The following is a 16,948-nucleotide window of genomic DNA, read 5'->3' as shown; positions in this document are numbered from 1 at the left end:
CGTGATGACGAGCCGCCGGCTGCTATGGGTCATTGTTTTTGGAACCAATCGGGCCATACGTATCCTTTGTACTTCGGATCTTCTTTGATCAATTTAGCGAATTCTTTCGATTTGTAAGCGGCGATCAAATCTTTGACAAAAGGTTTGTCTTTGTCCTCCGGACGGATGGTGACGACAATCAAGTAGTAATCAGGCGTTTTTTCTAAGGCGACGGCTTCGGTTAATTTTAACCCAGACGATAAGGCGAAGTTGCCGTTGATCAAGGCGTAGTCCACATCGCCCAACGCCCGCGGCAGTTGAGCGGGATCCAATGGTTTGAGAATGATGTTTTTGTGAAATTTGGCAATATCTTTTTCCGATGCTTTTGTTGGTTCGACATCTTTCTTTAGTTCTAAGAGGCCGAGCTGCTGCAGCATCGTCAGCGCCCGCGCTTGATTGACCGGTTCGTTCGGCAAGGCGATGGTCGTTCCGTCCCGAATGTCATCGAGGGACGTATGTTTTTTTGAATATAAACCGATTGGAACGGTCGGAATCGAGATCAAGGGCTGCAATTTCATTTGATGTGTTTTGGCGAAGTTTTCAAGATACATCTGGTTTTGAAACACGTTGGCGTCAATTTCTTTCTGATCTAGTGCGATATTGGGCTGCACGTAATCATTGAATTCAATTAATTTCACTTTGTATCCTTTCTTTTCTAGATAAGGCTGAATGGCTTCGCGGATTTGATCGCTGTATGGACCGGCGGTGGCGCCGATCGTGATCGTTTTCTTTTCCTCTTGTGCCGAGGAAGAGGATGATGAGCAGCCTGTTGCTCCGAAGATCAATACAATAAGGGCGAATAGAAAAGAAAAACGCTTCATGAACGATTCCTCCTCATAAAAAGGTTGGTCAATGCCGCAAAAAAGGCAGCCATTATCGGTTGAAAGCGAGGCTAGTGTTGCTTGACGGAACAGGCGCTTCGCTCATGCGAAACGTTTATCGCTTATCGATCCAGCGGGCGATTGAGTCGCCGACAAACTGGACGACCTGCACTAAGCAGAGAAGAATGATAATCGTTGTAATCATCACCGTGTTGTCGTATCGATAATAACCAAAACGAATGGCTAGATCCCCCACACCGCCACCTCCGACAATGCCGGCCATCGCTGAGTAGCCGATCAAGCTGATCGCCGTAATGGTGAGTCCATGGATGATGCCGGGAAGAGCATCGGACAGCAGAACATCTTTGATAATCATCCACGGAGTGGCTCCTACGGCGGTAGCAGCTTCAATCACGCCTTTATCGACTTCCCGCAAAGCGGTTTCCACAATGCGGGCGAAAAATGGCGTGGCGGCCACGGACAGCGAGACGGCCGCTGCTGTTGGACCAATGGTGGTGCCAACGAGCAGTTTCGTCAACGGCAGCAAGGCGACTAGCAAAATGATAAATGGGATCGAACGGACGATGTTGATGAGAAAACCGAGAATGGTTTGCAGTGGTTTGTTTTCCCAAAACAAACCGCGATCTGTCACAAATAAGAGCACCCCAAGCGGAAGCCCGGCGATGACGGCGGCTAACAGAGAAATGCCCACCATGTACAACGTATCCCAGAACGCTTTTAATAGCTCTGGAGCCAGCGCTTCAAGCGGCACGATCGATCACCTCGACTCCTTTTGTCCGTTCGGCCATGTAGCGAATGGCGCGCTCGACTTCCTCTTCATCTCCGCTCAATTCTAACAGTAGCACCCCAAGCGGTGTGTCGTTGATGTACTCAATTTTTCCGTGCAAAATGTTCCCGCGCACACGGAATGTTTGCAGCGTGTCGGATAGGATGGCTTGTTCAGCGGCAGGCCCTTGGAACAAAATTCGCACTAACGTTCCGGTTCGCGCTTGAAGCAGACGTTCTGGAACATCTAGGCGCAGCACATGCTCAACGAACGAGCGGGTCAACGGCTGCTGCGGTTGGGTAAACAGATCGTATACGTGGCCGATTTCGACAATGCGGCCGTTTTGCATCACAGCGACACGGTCGCAAATTTCTTTAATGACTTCCATTTCATGCGTAATGACGACAATGGTAATGCCGAGTTCGCGATTAATTTGCTTGAGCAACTGCAAAATAGAAGACGTTGTCGCTGGATCGAGGGCGGATGTCGCCTCGTCGCACAACAGGACGGTCGGATTGTTGGCTAAGGCGCGGGCGATGCCGACGCGCTGTTTTTGCCCTCCGCTTAATTGAGACGGATAAGCGTCACGTTTATCCAAAAGTCCAACCATTTCTAGCAGCTCGTGGACGCGAGTTTCGATTTCGGTTTTTGTCTTGCCTGCCGCCCGCAAGGCAAAGGCGATGTTTTCAAACACCGTTTTGGAACGAATTAAGCAAAATTGTTGAAAAATCATACCGATCTTCAATCGCGCTTCGCGCAATGCGGCTCCAGACAAGGCGGTGATGTCGGTGTCATCGACGATGATGCGGCCGGATGTCGGTCGCTCCAATAAATTGATGCATCGGAGCAAGGTGCTTTTTCCAGCGCCGCTATGTCCAATGATGCCAAAGATTTCTCCGCTTTGGATGGAAAGGGAAACATGGTCGACGCCGACCACTTCTTTCCGATGGACGTTGTAGATTTTCGTCAACTGTTCAATGTCAATCATGTCGTTCCTCCTTTCAAATGGTCGGAGAAGGATGTGGATTTGTGTTTGCTTTTTTGGCGGTTGTCGTTCCATTGGAAATGGCTTGGGACGCAAACAATTCCAAGACAGCGTCTTCCATCGGCGGATTATGCAATCCCGCCCGAACGTCGCGGTAATATTGTTGCAACGGGTTGGAAAGCTGCAAGCTTTTGGCGCCGACGATGCGCATGGCCAAATCGACGACTCGGTTGGCGCTGTTTAAGGCAATATATTTGGCGGCTGCCAATTCCCGATCCATGAATGGGCGTTTTTCTGGAAGCGTATCCCATCGTTCGGCCACAAAATAAAGAAAATGTCGAGCTTGAAACAATTCCATGTCCATTTGCGCGATTTTTTGCCGAACGTGCGATAGATGGATGATCGGTTCGGATACGCTGTTCGGTTGATAATGTAAGGCAAACGAAATGGCGTAATTTCTCGCCGCGATGGCCGTCCCTAAATAGCAGGCTGGAATATGCAAAAGCCACGCTCGGCTTCCTCCTCCTTTGACGAATTCCAATTGATCGAGTTCGACTAAAGCATCTTGAGGCAGTTCGACATGGTCGAAAATGACGTCATCGCTTCTTGTCCCGCGCATGGCGATCATGTTCCACGTTTGTTCAATGCGAATGCCGTCGAGTCGATGATCGACGAGGAAAAATCCGACTTTTCCCGTATCGGCGATCGTTGCGGTCACCAATGAGTAGTCCAAGGCTTCTGCCATTGAAGCAAATGATTTTCTTCCGGTGAGAATCCATTTTCCATCGCGTTTCACTGCCGTCGTGACCGGCTTTCCTCCGCGTGTCGGGCTTCCGGTTGCTTCTTCGGTGGCGAGCCGGTTGATGACCGCTTTTCGTTCGACAATTTCGCGGCAAAGCCATTCAAAGGTGCGCCGATTCCATGTGTTGCGTTCGCGAATGTCGTAGACAAGTCCCAAATGCCAACCGGCGCACAACCCGGTGGAAGCATCTCCTTGGCTAAGCCGTTCTTGAATGAGAATCAATTCATATAAGGACAACTCTTGCCCGCCGAATTGGTTGGGCACGGTCAACGACAAATAGTTCGTTTCTTTCAAACGGTTGAAATGCTCAAACGGAAACATCGCTTCTTCATCGATTTGCCGCATGTTCTGGCGAAATTGTTCTGCAAGCATGGCCGCCTGGTGCAACAGTTGTTCGTGACGTTCCGTTTTCACAAACAGTTGTGATAAATCATTGGCTAATTGTGGGATGACATCGGGAAACGACAATGGAATCTCTCCTTTTCGATCGATGTTCGACGATTGGTCTTGATTTTTTCGATTCCTCACACGCGGATCGACTTTGGCACCGGCAATCCTAAGTGGTCTCTCAATGTTGTTCCTTCATAGTTGCGACGGAATAACCCGCGTTTTTGCAAAATTGGGATCACATGCTCAACGAATGACTGCAGTCCATTTGGATAATATGGGAACATGAGATTAAACCCGTCCGCTGCCCCTTGGAGAAACCAGTGTTCGAGTTGGTCCGCGACTTGTTCGGGAGTGCCAATGATCGTAAAGTGCCCTCGCGCCCCGGCGATTCGTTGGTACAATTGGCGAATCGTCAATCGTTCGCGGCGCGCTAGATCAATGATGAGTTGACGCCGGCTTTGGTTTCCATTTGTTTCTGGAATGTCGTCGGGAAGCGGATCATCCAGTGAATAACCCGAAAAGTCGATGCCGCCTAAGTAGTCGGATAAAAACGCCAGCCCGACCTCTGGTACGATCAGCTCCTGCAATTGTTCATATTGCTCCCTTGCTTCCTGTGCGGTTCGGCCAATGTAAGGGGCTACGCCAGGCATGATCAACATATGGTCAGGGTTGCGTCCGGCGCGTGCGGCTTCCTGTTTCACAGTTTGGTAAAACCGCTGGGCGTCAGTCAACGTCGATTGGGTGGTAAACACGACTTCTGCAACATGGGCGGCGAAACGGATGCCGTCTTGTGATGAGCCGGCTTGAATCAAGACCGGTTTTCCTTGCGGCGGACGCGAAGAGTTCAGCGGTCCGCGCACAGAAAAATGTGTTCCATGATGATTTAGTGGCCGCCACTTTTCGGCATGAAAGTAGATTCCGGATGATTGATCGCGAATCAGTGCCTCTTCGTCCCAACTTTCCCACAGCCCGTTGACGACATCGACAAATTCACGCGCACGCTCGTAGCGCAGCCGATGTTCCAAATGGGCCGTTTGGCTGAAGTTGTACGCTTCTTCCTCATAGTAAGACGTTACGATGTTCCAAGCTGCTCGCCCGCGGCTAATATGATCGAGCGAGGAAAATTTTCGCGCGATGTGAAACGGTTCATTGTATGTGGTGGAAGCAGTGCCAGCCAACCCGATGCGATGGGTCACAGCTGCTAAAGCCGCGAGCAGTGTGAACGGCTCGAGCCGGACGATCTCGGCAGGGTGAGACAACGGCTCAATAGCGAGCCCGTCGCTGACAAACAGCATGTCCAACTTCCCTTGTTCCGCTATTTCAGCAATGCGGCGAAAAAATGTGAAATCTTCGCACCATTCCGGCCGCACATCCGGGTGTCGCCATGCGGCGATATGATGGCCGACGCCCATGAGAAACAGCCCGAATTTCATTTGCCGCACACTCATGCCATGGACTCTCCTTTCGTAGATGACGGTGTCCAGATGTGGTTTGCAATAGGAACCTCTTTGTTGATCAAGCCGATAGCGCGCAAATCACCGGCTTGTTGTTGCAAATCGCGATTAGATCCATACTTCCGTTTGTCGAAGGCGCTCGCGAACAAGAGGGATCACGGAAGTTCCTACTTGCTCGATCGTCTCTAAGTGAGGAAAGCCGCGCAACAATACGTAATCAAAGCCGAGGCCGATGAATTCAATCAGCCGATCAGCCACCTGCTCGGGAGTACCGACGAGCGCAATCGAGTTGCCCGACAGAACTTGAGTGAGCCCGGCCCATAAGTTCGGACCGATTTGGAAACGCCGCTCGGCGCTCGTTTTCATCAATTCGTGCAATCGTTTCGCACCAACCGAATCTCCCTTTTGAATCAGCTCGTCCTTTTTTCGTTTCGCTGACTCCGACAGATGGCTGACCAACGCATCGGCCTGCTCCCATGCTTCTTTTTCCGTTTCGCCCAACACGACTTGAAACGAGATGCTGTAACGCAGCGTCCGGCCATAATGCGCTGCTTTTTGCTTCATTTCCTCGATTCGTTCTTTCATCCGTTCGAACGTCTCGCCCCACATCATGTACACGTCCGCTTCTTTCGCCGCTACTTCTTTGGCAATGTCCGAGGCGCCTCCGAAATAAATGGGTGGGCGCTGTGCGGGTTTCGGAAACAGCGAGGCGTTTTCGAGACGATAAAACCGTCCTTCATACGTGACGGAAGGGAGAGTAAACAGTTGCTTCAACAGATGGATGTATTCCCTCGTTCGTTCATATCGCGTATCATGGTCAAGAAAGTCCCCCTCAGCCGCTAATTCTTCTGGTGAACCGCCTGTCACGATATTGGGCAATGCCCGCCCATGTGTCCAACAATTGATCGTCGCCACTTGTTTGGCAAAAATAGCAGGTGAAGTGGCGCCAGGACGGGCGGCGAACAGGAGGTGCAATTTAGTCGTCCGCGCTGCCAGATAAGCAGCGACGGCCAACGAATCGAGGCAACCTGCGCCTGTCGGCAACAGCAGCGTGGAAAAGCCATGGGCTTCCGCTGCTTTCGCAATCGCCTCAATGTACTCGACTGTCGGTGGACGCTCTGGATTTTCGTCCGTTCCGGTCCAACTGTTCAAGTTCGTCGAATTGCTGCCAAGACCGACGAATGTGCTGTCTCCAGATGTCGGGGCCATCGTAATAAATTCAATCATGTTTCCGCCTCCTTGTGATCGGGATGGATCATCGCGGGACCGTCAAAGAGAACAGAGCGCTTTTCGTTTTGATCGTTGTTCGTGAGCGGTGCTTGTCAGCTGGCGACAATCATTTCCGAAGGCAACCGATCACTTGATGAAAGCAGGCCTTTTTGCCACCGCTTTTCGAATTCTCGGAACGGAATCGGCTGTTCCAACAAATAAAATTTGACTTGTTGTTCGACTGCTTGAGCGTAAGAGCGTTCACAAAACATATTCGGCGGGGAAGCGAAGGCGTCGGCTCCTTTTTCTTTGGCGAAACGGAGAACCGCGCTTCGGCGCCCCCCTTGCAACTGCTTGGCGATATTCGGATAGTCTTCGTACGTTTGCGAACTCGTGTGATAAAGGCGAATGGTCGCTCCTTCAATGATGGGGACAACGTTTTCCTGCTCATCGAGAACAAGGGCAATGATCATCAATGTTCCCCTCCATATCATTTCCTAGTAACTTTATAGGTTTAATAAAAAATATAAAGGAGCTGCTTCCATTTGTAAAATTGAAAAAATAGAAGTGATCGTTCAAAAAATGTGAAGATCCGTAGAGCATCTGCCAGCACATTGATCAAGCAAAAAGCGAATCCATTTTTCCGTTGCGGGGTGGCTCGCTTCACTCGTAAACATCCGTAAGATGCCAACGGTCAGTCCATCGCGAAAATCGGCGATCGGTTGTGCCACCGTTCCTGCTGGAGGAGGAGTGACAGCAATCTTCGGCACGACAGCGATGCCAAGCGAAGCATGGACATAATATTTCAGCGCCAACATGTTGCTAATCTCGGTTTTGTATAAAGGTTGAATGCCTAACTCCACTAGGCGTTTTTCCAAATTGCGTCGAAATGGGCAGGCGGCGCTCGTTACAAGCAGCGGCTCATCGGCCAAATCGCGAAGATAAACGACAGATCGTTTCGCTAATGGGTGAGAGGCCGGAGAAAGCAGCACCACTTCTTCGGAAAACAACGGTTCAAAGCTCGCTCCTGCCATGGTTTCGGGTGTTGCGCAAATGGCTGCATCGATGTCTCCCCGCTCTACCATGTCCACAAGCATTTGGTTGCTATGAATTTGGATTGTAAACAGAATGTTCGGATGCTTGTCCCGAAAGGCGCTGAGCCATGCAGGAAGACGGTGACTGGCTGTCGGCTCCATCACCCCGATGCGGACGAGTCCTCTTTCGCCATCAATGCATTCTTTCAATGTTTTTTGTAAATGGTCGAAGCTTTTGAGCAAAAATTCCCCTTTCTCACTTAACAATTTGCCTGCCTCGGTCAATTGGAACGGTTTTCCTCGCTTAATGAGCGTGATGCCGAGCTCTGCTTCTAAGTTTTTGATATGAGTCGTCACAGTCGATTGCGCGTAGTTCAACTCTTCAGCAGCTCGCTGGAAGCTTTTATGTTTGACAACCGTTTGGAACGTTTTAATGGTGCGTAAGTCCATAGGGTTTCTTTCCCTTCTTGTCCCATCTTTTTTCGATCACAAAAAAGCAGATTGTCCTTCAGCTGAAGTCAATCTGCTTTCATCATGACAGGAAGAGTAGGTGGAATGGAGCTAGTTTGTGAAACTTGGAATCGCAAGGCGCCGAATGGCAGACTCCAACTCTGATATGCTTTCATCGAGCCGACGCGTCAGTTCTTCGGGCAACGAGTATTCGCCTTCATGGAGGCGTTTTACCCATTGATCGACAGCGTATACGCCGCTCAAAATATAGCGTGCACCCAAGGCGGACAGAACGGGTTTCAATCCGTAGTCAATGGCTAACAGGTGAGCGAGAGAGCCGCCAATAAACAACGGAAGAACGACTTTGTGTTCTAGCCCTTTTTGCGGGAGCAAATCCAAATACGCTTTCAATACTCCCGTGTAGGCCGCTTTGTAAACCGGACTGGCAATGATCACGCCTTGAGCCTTCTCCACTTTTTGATTGGCCGCGACAATGGCGGGGCCGTCAAATCGAGCCCGCAATAAATCCTCAGCCGGCAAATCGGCCACACGAATCTGTTCAGTCGTGAATCCCGCTTGATGCAAAGCATGTTCCGCATAGTCAATGAGTCCATTAAGTCGCGATGTCGGCGATGGATTTCCATTAACAATAACGATCGTGGACACGGCTTCACCTCCCCCTTCTATATTTGTTAATTCATATAGGAATACTTTGTTTTGATCATCGTATCATGATGATAAATGCCATGTCAATCATGATATGTAGATTTTTTCTACCAGCGCCGTGTAAAACGATATCGTTGTGACATCGGTGCGCCTAAAAACGTTAACGGGACAAGTTGTAAAACGATTGTTTTCTTCAAATTACTAGGAGGCTGGTGAAAAACGATTGTTTCTCTTGAGCAATGGGGGAGCGTGTGAAAGGCGCTCCTGATGCGACAAGACTTATCTATTTAAGAAACCTTTGATAAGCGGATTGCCCCCTTAAATCACCGGCCTTCTAGAAGGTTATGAAAAACGGTTGCTTCTCTTGAACAATGGGGGAGAGTTTGAAAGGCACAGGGCTTTTCGATTTGAGAAACGAGGTTGGTAAGCAGCCTGTTGCCTTACATCACCGCTCCTCTAGGTTCGCGGCCGCACGCTTTACAATTCGGGCGAACCGTTGATACGATAAAGAAAGGCACCGTCGGTGATCCTTCCGTGGGCGAGTGGAACCGACGAAGGTGGTAGAACGAACATAGAAAAAGAGGGTGGCTGCCGTCAAAATCGAACATCAACACTACGAGAAGGAAAGGGAAATCGGTATGATTCTAGGAGCCATTGAAGCCGGGGGCACGAAATTTGTCTGTGCCCTCGGCGATGAACAAGGGAACATCCGTGAACGGGCGGTGTTTCCGACGACGACGCCGGACGAGACGATGGGGCGCGTCATCGACTTTTTCCGTCCGCACAACGTTGAGGCGATCGGCATCGGATCGTTCGGCCCGGTCGATTTGCGTCCGGACAGTCCAACGTACGGGCACATAACGAGTACGCCAAAACAGGCGTGGGCGAATTTCGACGTTGTCGGCACGCTAAAACAAGCGTTCCCGGTGCCGATCGGTTTTGACACGGATGTCAACGCCGCGGCGCTTGGCGAGCAGCGCTGGGGGGCGGCGCAAGGGCTTGACAGTTGCCTGTATATGACGGTCGGGACGGGTATTGGTGTCGGCGCCGTCGTGGAAGGTCGCCTGCTTCACGGCCTGCTTCATCCGGAAATGGGCCATATGTTCGTTCGCCGCCATCCGGATGACGCGTTTGCCGGCATCTGTCCGTATCATGGCGACTGTTTGGAAGGCATGGCGTCCGGCCCGGCGCTTGAGTGGCGTTGGGGGAAAAAGGGGGCGGAGCTGGCCGACCGGAAGGAGGTCTGGGAGCTCGAGGCGTTTTATCTCGCCCAAGCCATCGCCAACTATGTGCTTATCCTATCTCCTAAGAAGGTCATTGTTGGCGGCGGGGTGATGAAACAGACGTCCATCTTGCCGTTGGTGCGCCAGCGTGTACAGGAACTATTGAACGGTTATGTGCAGCATGAGGCGGTGATGGAGAACATAGGGGAATATATCGTATCTCCGGGGTTAGGTGACAACGCCGGTGTGGCCGGGGCGTTGGCGCTCGCCGCGGAGCAAGCAATGAGGGGCGGTCGGCGTCCGTGAGACGCTCGACCGCTGTCATTTTGCCGCTATTCATCATATGACTACCCATTCAAACAATATCTGTGGATCTTTGACCACTCGGTCAAAGAAGTTTGGTAAAATGTTTGCATAAATCGATAACGATCGTTTATAATAACATTGACTATTCGGTCAAAAAGTGGAGGCGAGAACGATGACGGATGTGCGAAAGTTGGTGGAGTGGCTGCGGCGGCGCGGCGTGCGCGCTAGCTTGGTGAAACCGAGGATCGCCTTGCGGTCGGATCGTTCCTGGCTGACGGCAGGCAAGCAGGGGATGAGCCGCTGCCATGGATGAACGGCGCACGCAATTTATTGAAATGGCGATGAAATTGTTTGCCGAAAAAGGTTACCATGCGACATCGATTCAGGACTTGGTGGATGCTTGGGGCATTTCCAAAGGGGCGTTTTACCACCATTTTGCCTCGAAGGAAGACTTGCTCTTGGCGGTGCTTCGCCACTACAGCGAAAAAATGGTGGCTGAGCTGACAGCGGACGACGGGGAAGGGACGGAAAAAGAGCGATGGATTCGCCAGCTGTCGGCCCACTTTTCCCATATTCATGAGTATAAAGATTTTTTGCGCATGATCATGTCGGAACAGCTGCCGAAAGTGAATCCGGAAGTCGAGCGTTATATGTTCCGCCAGCACGGTCGTCTTTTTTGGTGGTATTGCACCCGCTTAGAAGACGTCTACGGCGAGGCGGTTCGTCCGTACGTGTATGATGTGGCCATGATGATCAACGGCATTGTCCGGCAATATTTGTTTTATTGTTTTTTTCACGAGGAGGCGTTGAACGCGGACGAGATCGCTCGCTTCCTCGCGCGCCGCTTCGATGCGATTGTCGCCAGCTTTGCGGCTGATGAGCCGCCGCTGCTCACGAAAGAATCGCTCGCACCGTGGGTGGAGCTCGAAGAACGGGAGCGACAACGGCAGCGCGAGCGGCTCGCTTCAGCGTTTTCCGCTGCCCGCGCGGCGGCGCGGGAGCTTCGCTCGAAACAGGCGCGGGAGGTGCTTGAGGCGATCGCGGCGTTGGAGGAGGAGCTGCTTGGCCGCGATGGGTCGCCAAGAGCGTATTTGGTGGAGGCGTTGCGGTTGTATTTGCGGCAACACGCGGCTCCTCCGCTCGCCGACGCTTTGGCGGCGCTCAACGACGAAATTCAAGCGTATCAACAATCGGAGCGATGGGAGAGGGAAACATGGAGAAAGCATTGACGGCGCCGGTCGGTACGATCCGGCATCGTTCGCTGTTGATTACCGGACTGGTGATCGCGATGTTGTTTGCGGCTTTGGATGGGACGATTGTCGGAACCGCGATGCCGCGCATTGTCGGCGAGCTTCACGGGTTGGGGATCATGACGTGGCTGACGACGGCGTATATGTTAACATCAACGACAGTCGTGCCGATCGCTGGGAAACTCGCTGATTTGTTGGGGCGGCGGCTCGTGTACGTGAGCGGGCTCGTCATCTTTATGATCAGTTCAGCCCTTTGCGGCATGGCAAACGATATGACCCAGCTTATTCTTTATCGCGGCCTTCAAGGCATCGGCGGCGGCATTATGATGCCGATGGCGATGGTGGTCATCGGCGACGTGTTTACGGGCAAAGAGCGCGCCAAATGGCAAGGGGTGTTCGGCGGCCTGTACGGCCTCGCTTCCGTGCTCGGTCCACAAGTCGGCGGCTTTATCGTCGATCACTTGAGCTGGCGTTGGGTGTTTTATATCAATTTGCCCGTCGGCATTGTCGCCACCGTGCTGATCGCCATGGGATTAAGCAAACACAAAGCCGAAGGGCCGGTCAAATTTGACATCGCAGGGATGACGACCTTGACAGTCGGAGTTGTCAGTCTATTGCTCGGATTAACGTTTGGCGGCGACCGCTATCCGTGGGGGTCTTGGCAAATCATTTCCTTGTTTGCTTTGGCGGCGGCTGGTTTTGTCTTGTTTGCCTTGGCGGAAAAGCGGGCCGCGGAGCCGATCATCCCGCTTTGGTTGTTCCGCAATCGGGCGTTTACGCTTCTCAATGGCATCGGCTTTTTCATGAGCATCGGCATGTTTGGCGCCATTATGTTCGTGCCGTTTTTTATGCAAGGCATCATCGGGGTGAGCGCCACCCAGTCGGGAACGATCATGACGCCGATGATGATCACGATGATCATCAGCAGTGTCATCGGCGGCCGGCTCGTTTATCGGATTGGCGTCAAACCGCAGTTGATCATAGGCATGGCCGTGATGGTTGCCGCGTTTGGGCTGCTTGGCACGATGGGAATCGACACGTCGAAATGGACGGCAACGCTATATATGATGATTCTCGGCCTTGGCACCGGTTTGGTCATGCCGATTTTGACGCTTGCTTTGCAAGAAAGCTTCTCGAAATCGGAACTTGGCGTTGTCACCTCTTCGAGCCAGTTTTTCCGTTCCATTGGCGGAACGTTTGGCATGACCGTGCTCGGCGCCGTGATGAACGAGCGGTCAAGCGCGTTGCTCGATGAGCGGTTGATGCCGAAACTTGAAGCGTTGCCAGCACAGGCGAAAGGGCTTGTCGACCGCTTTGCGGACATGATTCACAGCGATCCGCAAGGGCTGTATTCCGTTCTCTTCAGCCCGGAGACGATGGCCAAAATTCCAGCGCCGCTGCGCGACATGTTCGTGCCGGTGCTGAAGCAATCGCTTGTCGATTCCCTGCAAGCCGTCTTTTGGTTCGGGCTCGCGTTTATCGCGGTCGGCTTGCTGTTAGTGTTCGGCTTGAAACGGATTGTCTTGTCTGATCGGGCAGAGGCGATGAAGCAGGCAAGAGAGACGGAGTAAAGAAAAGGAAATGGCGGACCGCGCCTCATTTGGTCAGGTGGCGGACCGCCATTTTTTTGCTGCGACGAACAAACCGCTCCGAAGCGGATAAAGCATCTGGGAACGGGGACGAATGGCAGCTTCCGTGTTTTTTATTGGTTAAGCGATTCATGCGGTGCACATGGCGGCCTCACAGCAGCATCCCGCATGGCGGCTACGGCGCGCCTGCATCCGCGCCCTGTCCGAAGACGCGCGAGCGGGTGAGAAAGCGAACACCTTCCGGACCTTCAAGCGAAAACATGCCGCCGCGCCCGGGAACAACATCGATAATCAGTTGAGTATGCTTCCAATATTCGTATTGCGCTTTGGCGATGTAAAACGGGCAGCCGCCGATTTCGCCAAGCAATACGTCGGAATCACCGACGATCAACTCGCCGAGCGGGTAGCACATCGGCGAACTGCCGTCGCAGCACCCGCCCGACTGATGGAACATGAGCGGTCCGTATTTCGCTTTTAGCTTGTCGATTAATGCCAACGCCGCTTCCGTTGCGATCACTTTCGGCTCTTCCATCATCCATCGCTCTCCTCCTTTGCCCAGTAAGTTCTTTCCGAATGGAATGCCCCCGCTGTTTGCCTGAGGTCGATGCCCTCAACAAACAAAAGAAAGGGAAACAAGCACGCCCCTCATTCGCAGCGGATGACGTCCCGGACGTTCGCTTGGCGTCGCGTTCTTGAGCCGGATCCTTCGCCTGGCGCTTGGCCGGGAGACTGTCTTTTCCATTCTCATGGCCATTTCACAATATTCAACCAGCGCCGGTCCTGCTTTGTATCTTCCTGATCCACGATTAAATGATCCTGTTGATCAAAATAAAGCAGTCTAGGATAACGATCAAGAGAAACCTTTACCGCCTTCCATTTCCCGTTTCGCTGCTCATACACCGATACAGCTCCGCGATCATCCAAAAAGGCAAGCTTCCCGTTAGAAACATCAAAATATTGAATGATTCCATGAGAAACAGGGAAACGAGAAAAACGTTTCGTTTTAAGATCAAAATATCCAAATGTCTGCTGATCCGGGTATTCCAAATCTTCTAAATGGATAGCATAAATCAAACCATTATCGTATTCTGCATAAGCGGGGAACGGAGCAGGCGATTCATATGAAGCGCTCCTACCGGTGCGAATGTCGTAAACATAATAATATCCTTTGCCATCGTGCGAATCGGTCCATATTACTTTTCCGTTCCGGAGCGAAACAAATTCATTATATAACCCTTGGGAAACAAGGCGGCCAATGGTTTTTCCTTGTTTTGTTGGTAAATGGAATAGCTTCACTTGCCCAAACTGAGAACCTTTTTCCGCCCATGCTACATAATCTCCGTCTAACACAGGGTTAAACACTGTTGGTGGGGAGGAGTTGGACCGAGCCGCTAAAAATGTAGAACCTGTCTTGCGATCCATGACCTAGATGGTCGATTCGGCCCCAAACGATGTAGAATCCTCCCAAACAACCCAACGATTATTCGCTTGAACCCACTGCACCATCGCTTCCTCATGAGCCGATTGAAACAACATTCGTTGCTTTTTGGTTTTCACATTGACAGCCAGCAATTCATTCACCGATGCCCGGTTCGTTTGATCGGCATTGACAGCAATAAACAGTTCGTTTCCAACCAAGGAAGCATGCGTCCAATTGGGCGCCGAAACATTCCACTTCATCACCGTAAGTGGATTGTTGTCATGATGTTCGTTCTCATCGGCGTGATACGCCCGAAGTTCACATCCATTACACAAAAAGGAAAATATGACGAAAAGAAAGCAAACGAAGCTTTTTTTCATCCGCTCCATCTCCCCTTTCAGTCTCCTATGAAAAGAGGGTTGTTGACCCAAAAGGTTATCTGCCTTCAAGATAAGCACAACATATCGTGCGGCACGCGTGTATATAGCAACGAAAGAGGGGATCCCGATCCTTTTGGGACACCCTCTCATCAAAACGGGTGGTTGCTTCGCCTCGATTGCGACAAAGGCGAGGAAGAGTGGTTTGGGCGCTTGCCCCACTGGAAACAGGGAAACTGGAGCGCTGGCTGTTAGAACAAGCCGAGCTTTTTCGGCGAATAGCTGACGAGCAAGTTTTTCGTCTGTTGATAATGGTCGAGCATCATTTTGTGCGTTTCGCGCCCGATGCCGGACATTTTGTAGCCGCCGAACGCCGCGTGAGCCGGGTAGAGGTGGTAGCAGTTCGTCCACACGCGACCGGCTTGGATGCCGCGGCCGAACCGGTACGCGGTGTTGATGTCGCGCGTCCAGACGCCGGCGCCGAGGCCGTACAGCGTCTCATTGGCGATGGCAAGCGCTTCGTCGTTGTCTTTGAATGTCGTGACGGCCAACACCGGCCCGAAAATTTCTTCTTGGAAAATGCGCATTTTGTTATGTCCTTTGAAAATCGTCGGCTTCACATAATATCCGCCGGCGAGTTCCCCTTCGAGCATGTTCCGTTCGCCGCCGATCAAAAGTTCAGCGCCTTCTTGTTTGCCGATGTCGATGTACGACAAAATTTTCTCAAGCTGTTCAGAGGAGGCTTGCGCGCCGATCATCGTTTCCGTATCAAGCGGATTGCCTTGTTTAATTTGTTTAACGCGTTCAAGCGCCCGTTCCATAAACGCATCGTAAATCGATTCGTGGATGAGGGCGCGCGACGGGCATGTGCACACTTCGCCTTGGTTTAAGGCGAACATCGTCAACCCTTCGAGCGCTTTATCGAGAAACTCGTCATCTTTGTCCATCACATCGGGGAAGAAAATGTTTGGTGACTTGCCGCCAAGTTCAAGCGTGACCGGTACGATGTTTTGCGAGGCGTATTGCATGATGAGCCGTCCGGTCGTCGTTTCGCCGGTGAACGCCACTTTCGCCACGCGCGGATTCGAGGCGAGCGGCTTGCCGGCTTCTAAGCCAAAGCCGTTCACAACGTTGACGACGCCAGGTGGAAGCAAATCTTCGATGAGTTCGATGAGGACGAGAATCGACGTCGGCGTTTGCTCCGCCGGTTTCAACACGACGCAGTTGCCGGCAGCGAGCGCTGGCGCGAGTTTCCAAGCCGCCATTAAAATCGGGAAGTTCCACGGGATGATTTGTCCGACAACGCCGAGCGGCTCTTTGAAATGATAGGCGACCGTATCGTGGTCGATTTCCGAAATCGTTCCTTCTTGGGTGCGAATGCAGCTGGCGAAATAGCGGAAATGGTCAATGGCGAGCGGAATGTCAGCTGCGAGCGTCTCGCGGATCGGCTTGCCGTTTTCCCACGTTTCCGCGACCGCGAGCATTTCCAAGTTTTCTTCCATCCGATCGGCGATTTTGTTCAGCAAACGGGCGCGCTCGGCAGGTGAAGTGCGCCCCCACGCCTCTTTTGCCGCATGGGCGGCATCAAGCGCCAGTTCGATGTCCGCCGCTTTTGAGCGCGGCACTTCGCAATACGGCTGCCCGGTGATCGGCGTAATGTTTTCAAAATACTCGCCGTCCACCGGCGGCACCCATTTGCCGCCAATAAAGTTTTCGTAGCGCTTTTTAAATGTGACAAGCGCGCCTGGCTGACCGGGTTGTGCGTAGATCATCCCCCGACTCCTCCTTTGTTTTTTGTACCCGCTTTCAATGGTAGGAATATTTTAAAAATTCCTTCCGATGATTAGATTAGCATGGCTGGACAATATTGTCAAACAGAAAAACGGACGTGTCGTCGAGGACGATAAGGGAGAGATAGGGCGCTTGGCGCGTTTTCCTAGGAGGCCGTGATTGAAGGGGCAACCGCTGATCAAGCCTATTTCTCAAAGCGAAAAGCCTTGTCGCATTAGGATCGCCTTTCAAACGCCCCCCATTGCTCAAGAGAAACAACCGTTTTTCACCAGCCCTCTAGAAGGTTGGTGAAAAACCACTGTTTTTCTTGATCAATGATTGAACGTGTAAACATCAGGGCTGATGGAACAAGTTT

17 protein-coding genes are annotated in these 16,948 nt (G+C 51.9%); 4 read left to right on the top strand and 13 right to left on the bottom strand.

Features of this window, described 5'->3' with window-relative positions; all coding sequences use genetic code 11:
* Positions 1 to 29: 29 nt before the first annotated feature.
* From ACTVIM_RS15855 to ssuE, 9 genes are all read right to left on the bottom strand, one after another.
* Entirely contained in the window at positions 30 to 860 is an 831-nt protein-coding gene (locus ACTVIM_RS15855) for a MetQ/NlpA family ABC transporter substrate-binding protein (protein ID WP_033018366.1), read from the bottom strand.
* A 115-nt stretch (positions 861 to 975) separates the two neighbouring features.
* Complete coding sequence (locus ACTVIM_RS15850) at positions 976 to 1,575, bottom strand: methionine ABC transporter permease (RefSeq protein ID WP_432419263.1); 600 nt, start codon at positions 1,573 to 1,575, stop codon at positions 976 to 978.
* 46 nt (positions 1,576 to 1,621) lie between these two features.
* Positions 1,622 to 2,635, bottom strand: coding sequence for a methionine ABC transporter ATP-binding protein (locus ACTVIM_RS15845; protein WP_014196858.1), 1,014 nt, complete (start codon positions 2,633 to 2,635; stop codon positions 1,622 to 1,624).
* A gap of 13 nt (positions 2,636 to 2,648) precedes the next feature.
* Entirely contained in the window at positions 2,649 to 3,902 is a 1,254-nt protein-coding gene (locus ACTVIM_RS15840; RefSeq protein WP_339232456.1) for an acyl-CoA dehydrogenase family protein, read from the bottom strand.
* 56 nt (positions 3,903 to 3,958) lie between these two features.
* Positions 3,959 to 5,272: an LLM class flavin-dependent oxidoreductase gene (locus tag ACTVIM_RS15835; protein WP_445613160.1), complete on the bottom strand. Its 1,314-nt coding sequence runs from the start codon at positions 5,270 to 5,272 to the stop codon at positions 3,959 to 3,961.
* Between the two features lie 114 nt (positions 5,273 to 5,386).
* Entirely contained in the window at positions 5,387 to 6,505 is a 1,119-nt protein-coding gene (locus ACTVIM_RS15830) for an LLM class flavin-dependent oxidoreductase (protein ID WP_445613159.1), read from the bottom strand.
* Between the two features lie 95 nt (positions 6,506 to 6,600).
* Positions 6,601 to 6,960 (bottom strand): hypothetical protein, encoded by a 360-nt coding sequence (locus ACTVIM_RS15825; RefSeq protein ID WP_033018373.1) that lies wholly within the window; start codon positions 6,958 to 6,960, stop codon positions 6,601 to 6,603.
* A gap of 102 nt (positions 6,961 to 7,062) precedes the next feature.
* Positions 7,063 to 7,971, bottom strand: a complete 909-nt coding sequence (locus ACTVIM_RS15820; RefSeq protein WP_014196853.1) for a LysR family transcriptional regulator — start codon at positions 7,969 to 7,971, stop codon at positions 7,063 to 7,065.
* 111 nt (positions 7,972 to 8,082) lie between these two features.
* Positions 8,083 to 8,637: an NADPH-dependent FMN reductase gene (gene ssuE / locus ACTVIM_RS15815; RefSeq protein ID WP_445613158.1), complete on the bottom strand. Its 555-nt coding sequence runs from the start codon at positions 8,635 to 8,637 to the stop codon at positions 8,083 to 8,085.
* A gap of 638 nt (positions 8,638 to 9,275) precedes the next feature.
* On the opposite strand from ssuE, the gene ACTVIM_RS15810 reads away from it, so the two are divergent.
* The 4 genes from ACTVIM_RS15810 (at position 9,276) to ACTVIM_RS15795 (ending at position 12,987) form a co-directional block, all read left to right on the top strand.
* Entirely contained in the window at positions 9,276 to 10,166 is an 891-nt protein-coding gene (locus ACTVIM_RS15810) for an ROK family protein (protein WP_445614374.1), read from the top strand.
* 172 nt (positions 10,167 to 10,338) lie between these two features.
* Complete coding sequence (locus ACTVIM_RS15805; protein WP_033018377.1) at positions 10,339 to 10,479, top strand: hypothetical protein; 141 nt, start codon at positions 10,339 to 10,341, stop codon at positions 10,477 to 10,479.
* Positions 10,472 to 11,395, top strand: a complete 924-nt coding sequence (locus tag ACTVIM_RS15800) for a TetR/AcrR family transcriptional regulator (protein WP_445613157.1) — start codon at positions 10,472 to 10,474, stop codon at positions 11,393 to 11,395. The genes ACTVIM_RS15805 and ACTVIM_RS15800 overlap by 8 nt, the downstream gene beginning before the upstream one ends.
* Entirely contained in the window at positions 11,380 to 12,987 is a 1,608-nt protein-coding gene (locus ACTVIM_RS15795) for an MDR family MFS transporter (RefSeq protein WP_445613156.1), read from the top strand. The genes ACTVIM_RS15800 and ACTVIM_RS15795 overlap by 16 nt, the downstream gene beginning before the upstream one ends.
* Positions 12,988 to 13,180: 193 nt before the next feature.
* Here the strand turns inward: ACTVIM_RS15795 and ACTVIM_RS15790 are convergent, their stop codons facing one another.
* The 4 genes from ACTVIM_RS15790 to adh form a co-directional block, all read right to left on the bottom strand.
* Entirely contained in the window at positions 13,181 to 13,540 is a 360-nt protein-coding gene (locus ACTVIM_RS15790) for a DUF779 domain-containing protein (protein ID WP_033842977.1), read from the bottom strand.
* 209 nt (positions 13,541 to 13,749) lie between these two features.
* Positions 13,750 to 14,427 carry a hypothetical protein gene (locus ACTVIM_RS15785; protein ID WP_156102687.1) on the bottom strand — a complete coding sequence of 226 codons (678 nt, stop codon included), beginning with the start codon at positions 14,425 to 14,427 and terminating at the stop codon, positions 13,750 to 13,752.
* A 3-nt stretch (positions 14,428 to 14,430) separates the two neighbouring features.
* Complete coding sequence (locus ACTVIM_RS15780) at positions 14,431 to 14,805, bottom strand: hypothetical protein (protein ID WP_033842980.1); 375 nt, start codon at positions 14,803 to 14,805, stop codon at positions 14,431 to 14,433.
* A gap of 248 nt (positions 14,806 to 15,053) precedes the next feature.
* On the bottom strand, positions 15,054 to 16,574 hold the full coding sequence (gene adh, locus ACTVIM_RS15775; protein ID WP_033842982.1) for an aldehyde dehydrogenase: 1,521 nt from the start codon (positions 16,572 to 16,574) through the stop codon (positions 15,054 to 15,056).
* Positions 16,575 to 16,948 lie beyond the last annotated feature (374 nt).

It is taken from the genome of Geobacillus sp. YF-1 (assembly GCF_052692335.1).
The sequence above is the reverse complement of the archived record's forward strand: the minus strand, read 5'-3'. Positions and strand labels throughout refer to the sequence as shown.

Bases quoted from the DNA above. Each gene is read 5' to 3' on its own strand.
- ACTVIM_RS15855 (WP_033018366.1), bottom strand. From the start codon at position 860: ATGAAGCGTTTTTCTTTTCTATTCGCCCTTATTGTATTGATCTTCGGA.
- ACTVIM_RS15850 (WP_432419263.1), bottom strand. From the start codon at position 1,575: ATGGTGGGCATTTCTCTGTTAGCCGCCGTCATCGCCGGGCTTCCGCTT.
- ACTVIM_RS15845 (WP_014196858.1), bottom strand. From the start codon at position 2,635: ATGATTGACATTGAACAGTTGACGAAAATCTACAACGTCCATCGGAAA.
- ACTVIM_RS15835 (WP_445613160.1), bottom strand. From the start codon at position 5,272: ATGAGTGTGCGGCAAATGAAATTCGGGCTGTTTCTCATGGGCGTCGGC.
- ACTVIM_RS15830 (WP_445613159.1), bottom strand. From the start codon at position 6,505: ATGATTGAATTTATTACGATGGCCCCGACATCTGGAGACAGCACATTC.
- ACTVIM_RS15825 (WP_033018373.1), bottom strand. From the start codon at position 6,960: ATGATCATTGCCCTTGTTCTCGATGAGCAGGAAAACGTTGTCCCCATC.
- ACTVIM_RS15820 (WP_014196853.1), bottom strand. From the start codon at position 7,971: ATGGACTTACGCACCATTAAAACGTTCCAAACGGTTGTCAAACATAAA.
- ACTVIM_RS15810 (WP_445614374.1), top strand. From the start codon at position 9,276: ATGATTCTAGGAGCCATTGAAGCCGGGGGCACGAAATTTGTCTGTGCC.
- ACTVIM_RS15805 (WP_033018377.1), top strand. From the start codon at position 10,339: ATGACGGATGTGCGAAAGTTGGTGGAGTGGCTGCGGCGGCGCGGCGTG.
- ACTVIM_RS15800 (WP_445613157.1), top strand. From the start codon at position 10,472: ATGGATGAACGGCGCACGCAATTTATTGAAATGGCGATGAAATTGTTT.
- ACTVIM_RS15795 (WP_445613156.1), top strand. From the start codon at position 11,380: ATGGAGAAAGCATTGACGGCGCCGGTCGGTACGATCCGGCATCGTTCG.
- ACTVIM_RS15790 (WP_033842977.1), bottom strand. From the start codon at position 13,540: ATGATGGAAGAGCCGAAAGTGATCGCAACGGAAGCGGCGTTGGCATTA.
- ACTVIM_RS15785 (WP_156102687.1), bottom strand. From the start codon at position 14,427: ATGGATCGCAAGACAGGTTCTACATTTTTAGCGGCTCGGTCCAACTCC.
- ACTVIM_RS15780 (WP_033842980.1), bottom strand. From the start codon at position 14,805: ATGAAAAAAAGCTTCGTTTGCTTTCTTTTCGTCATATTTTCCTTTTTG.
- adh (WP_033842982.1), bottom strand. From the start codon at position 16,574: ATGATCTACGCACAACCCGGTCAGCCAGGCGCGCTTGTCACATTTAAA.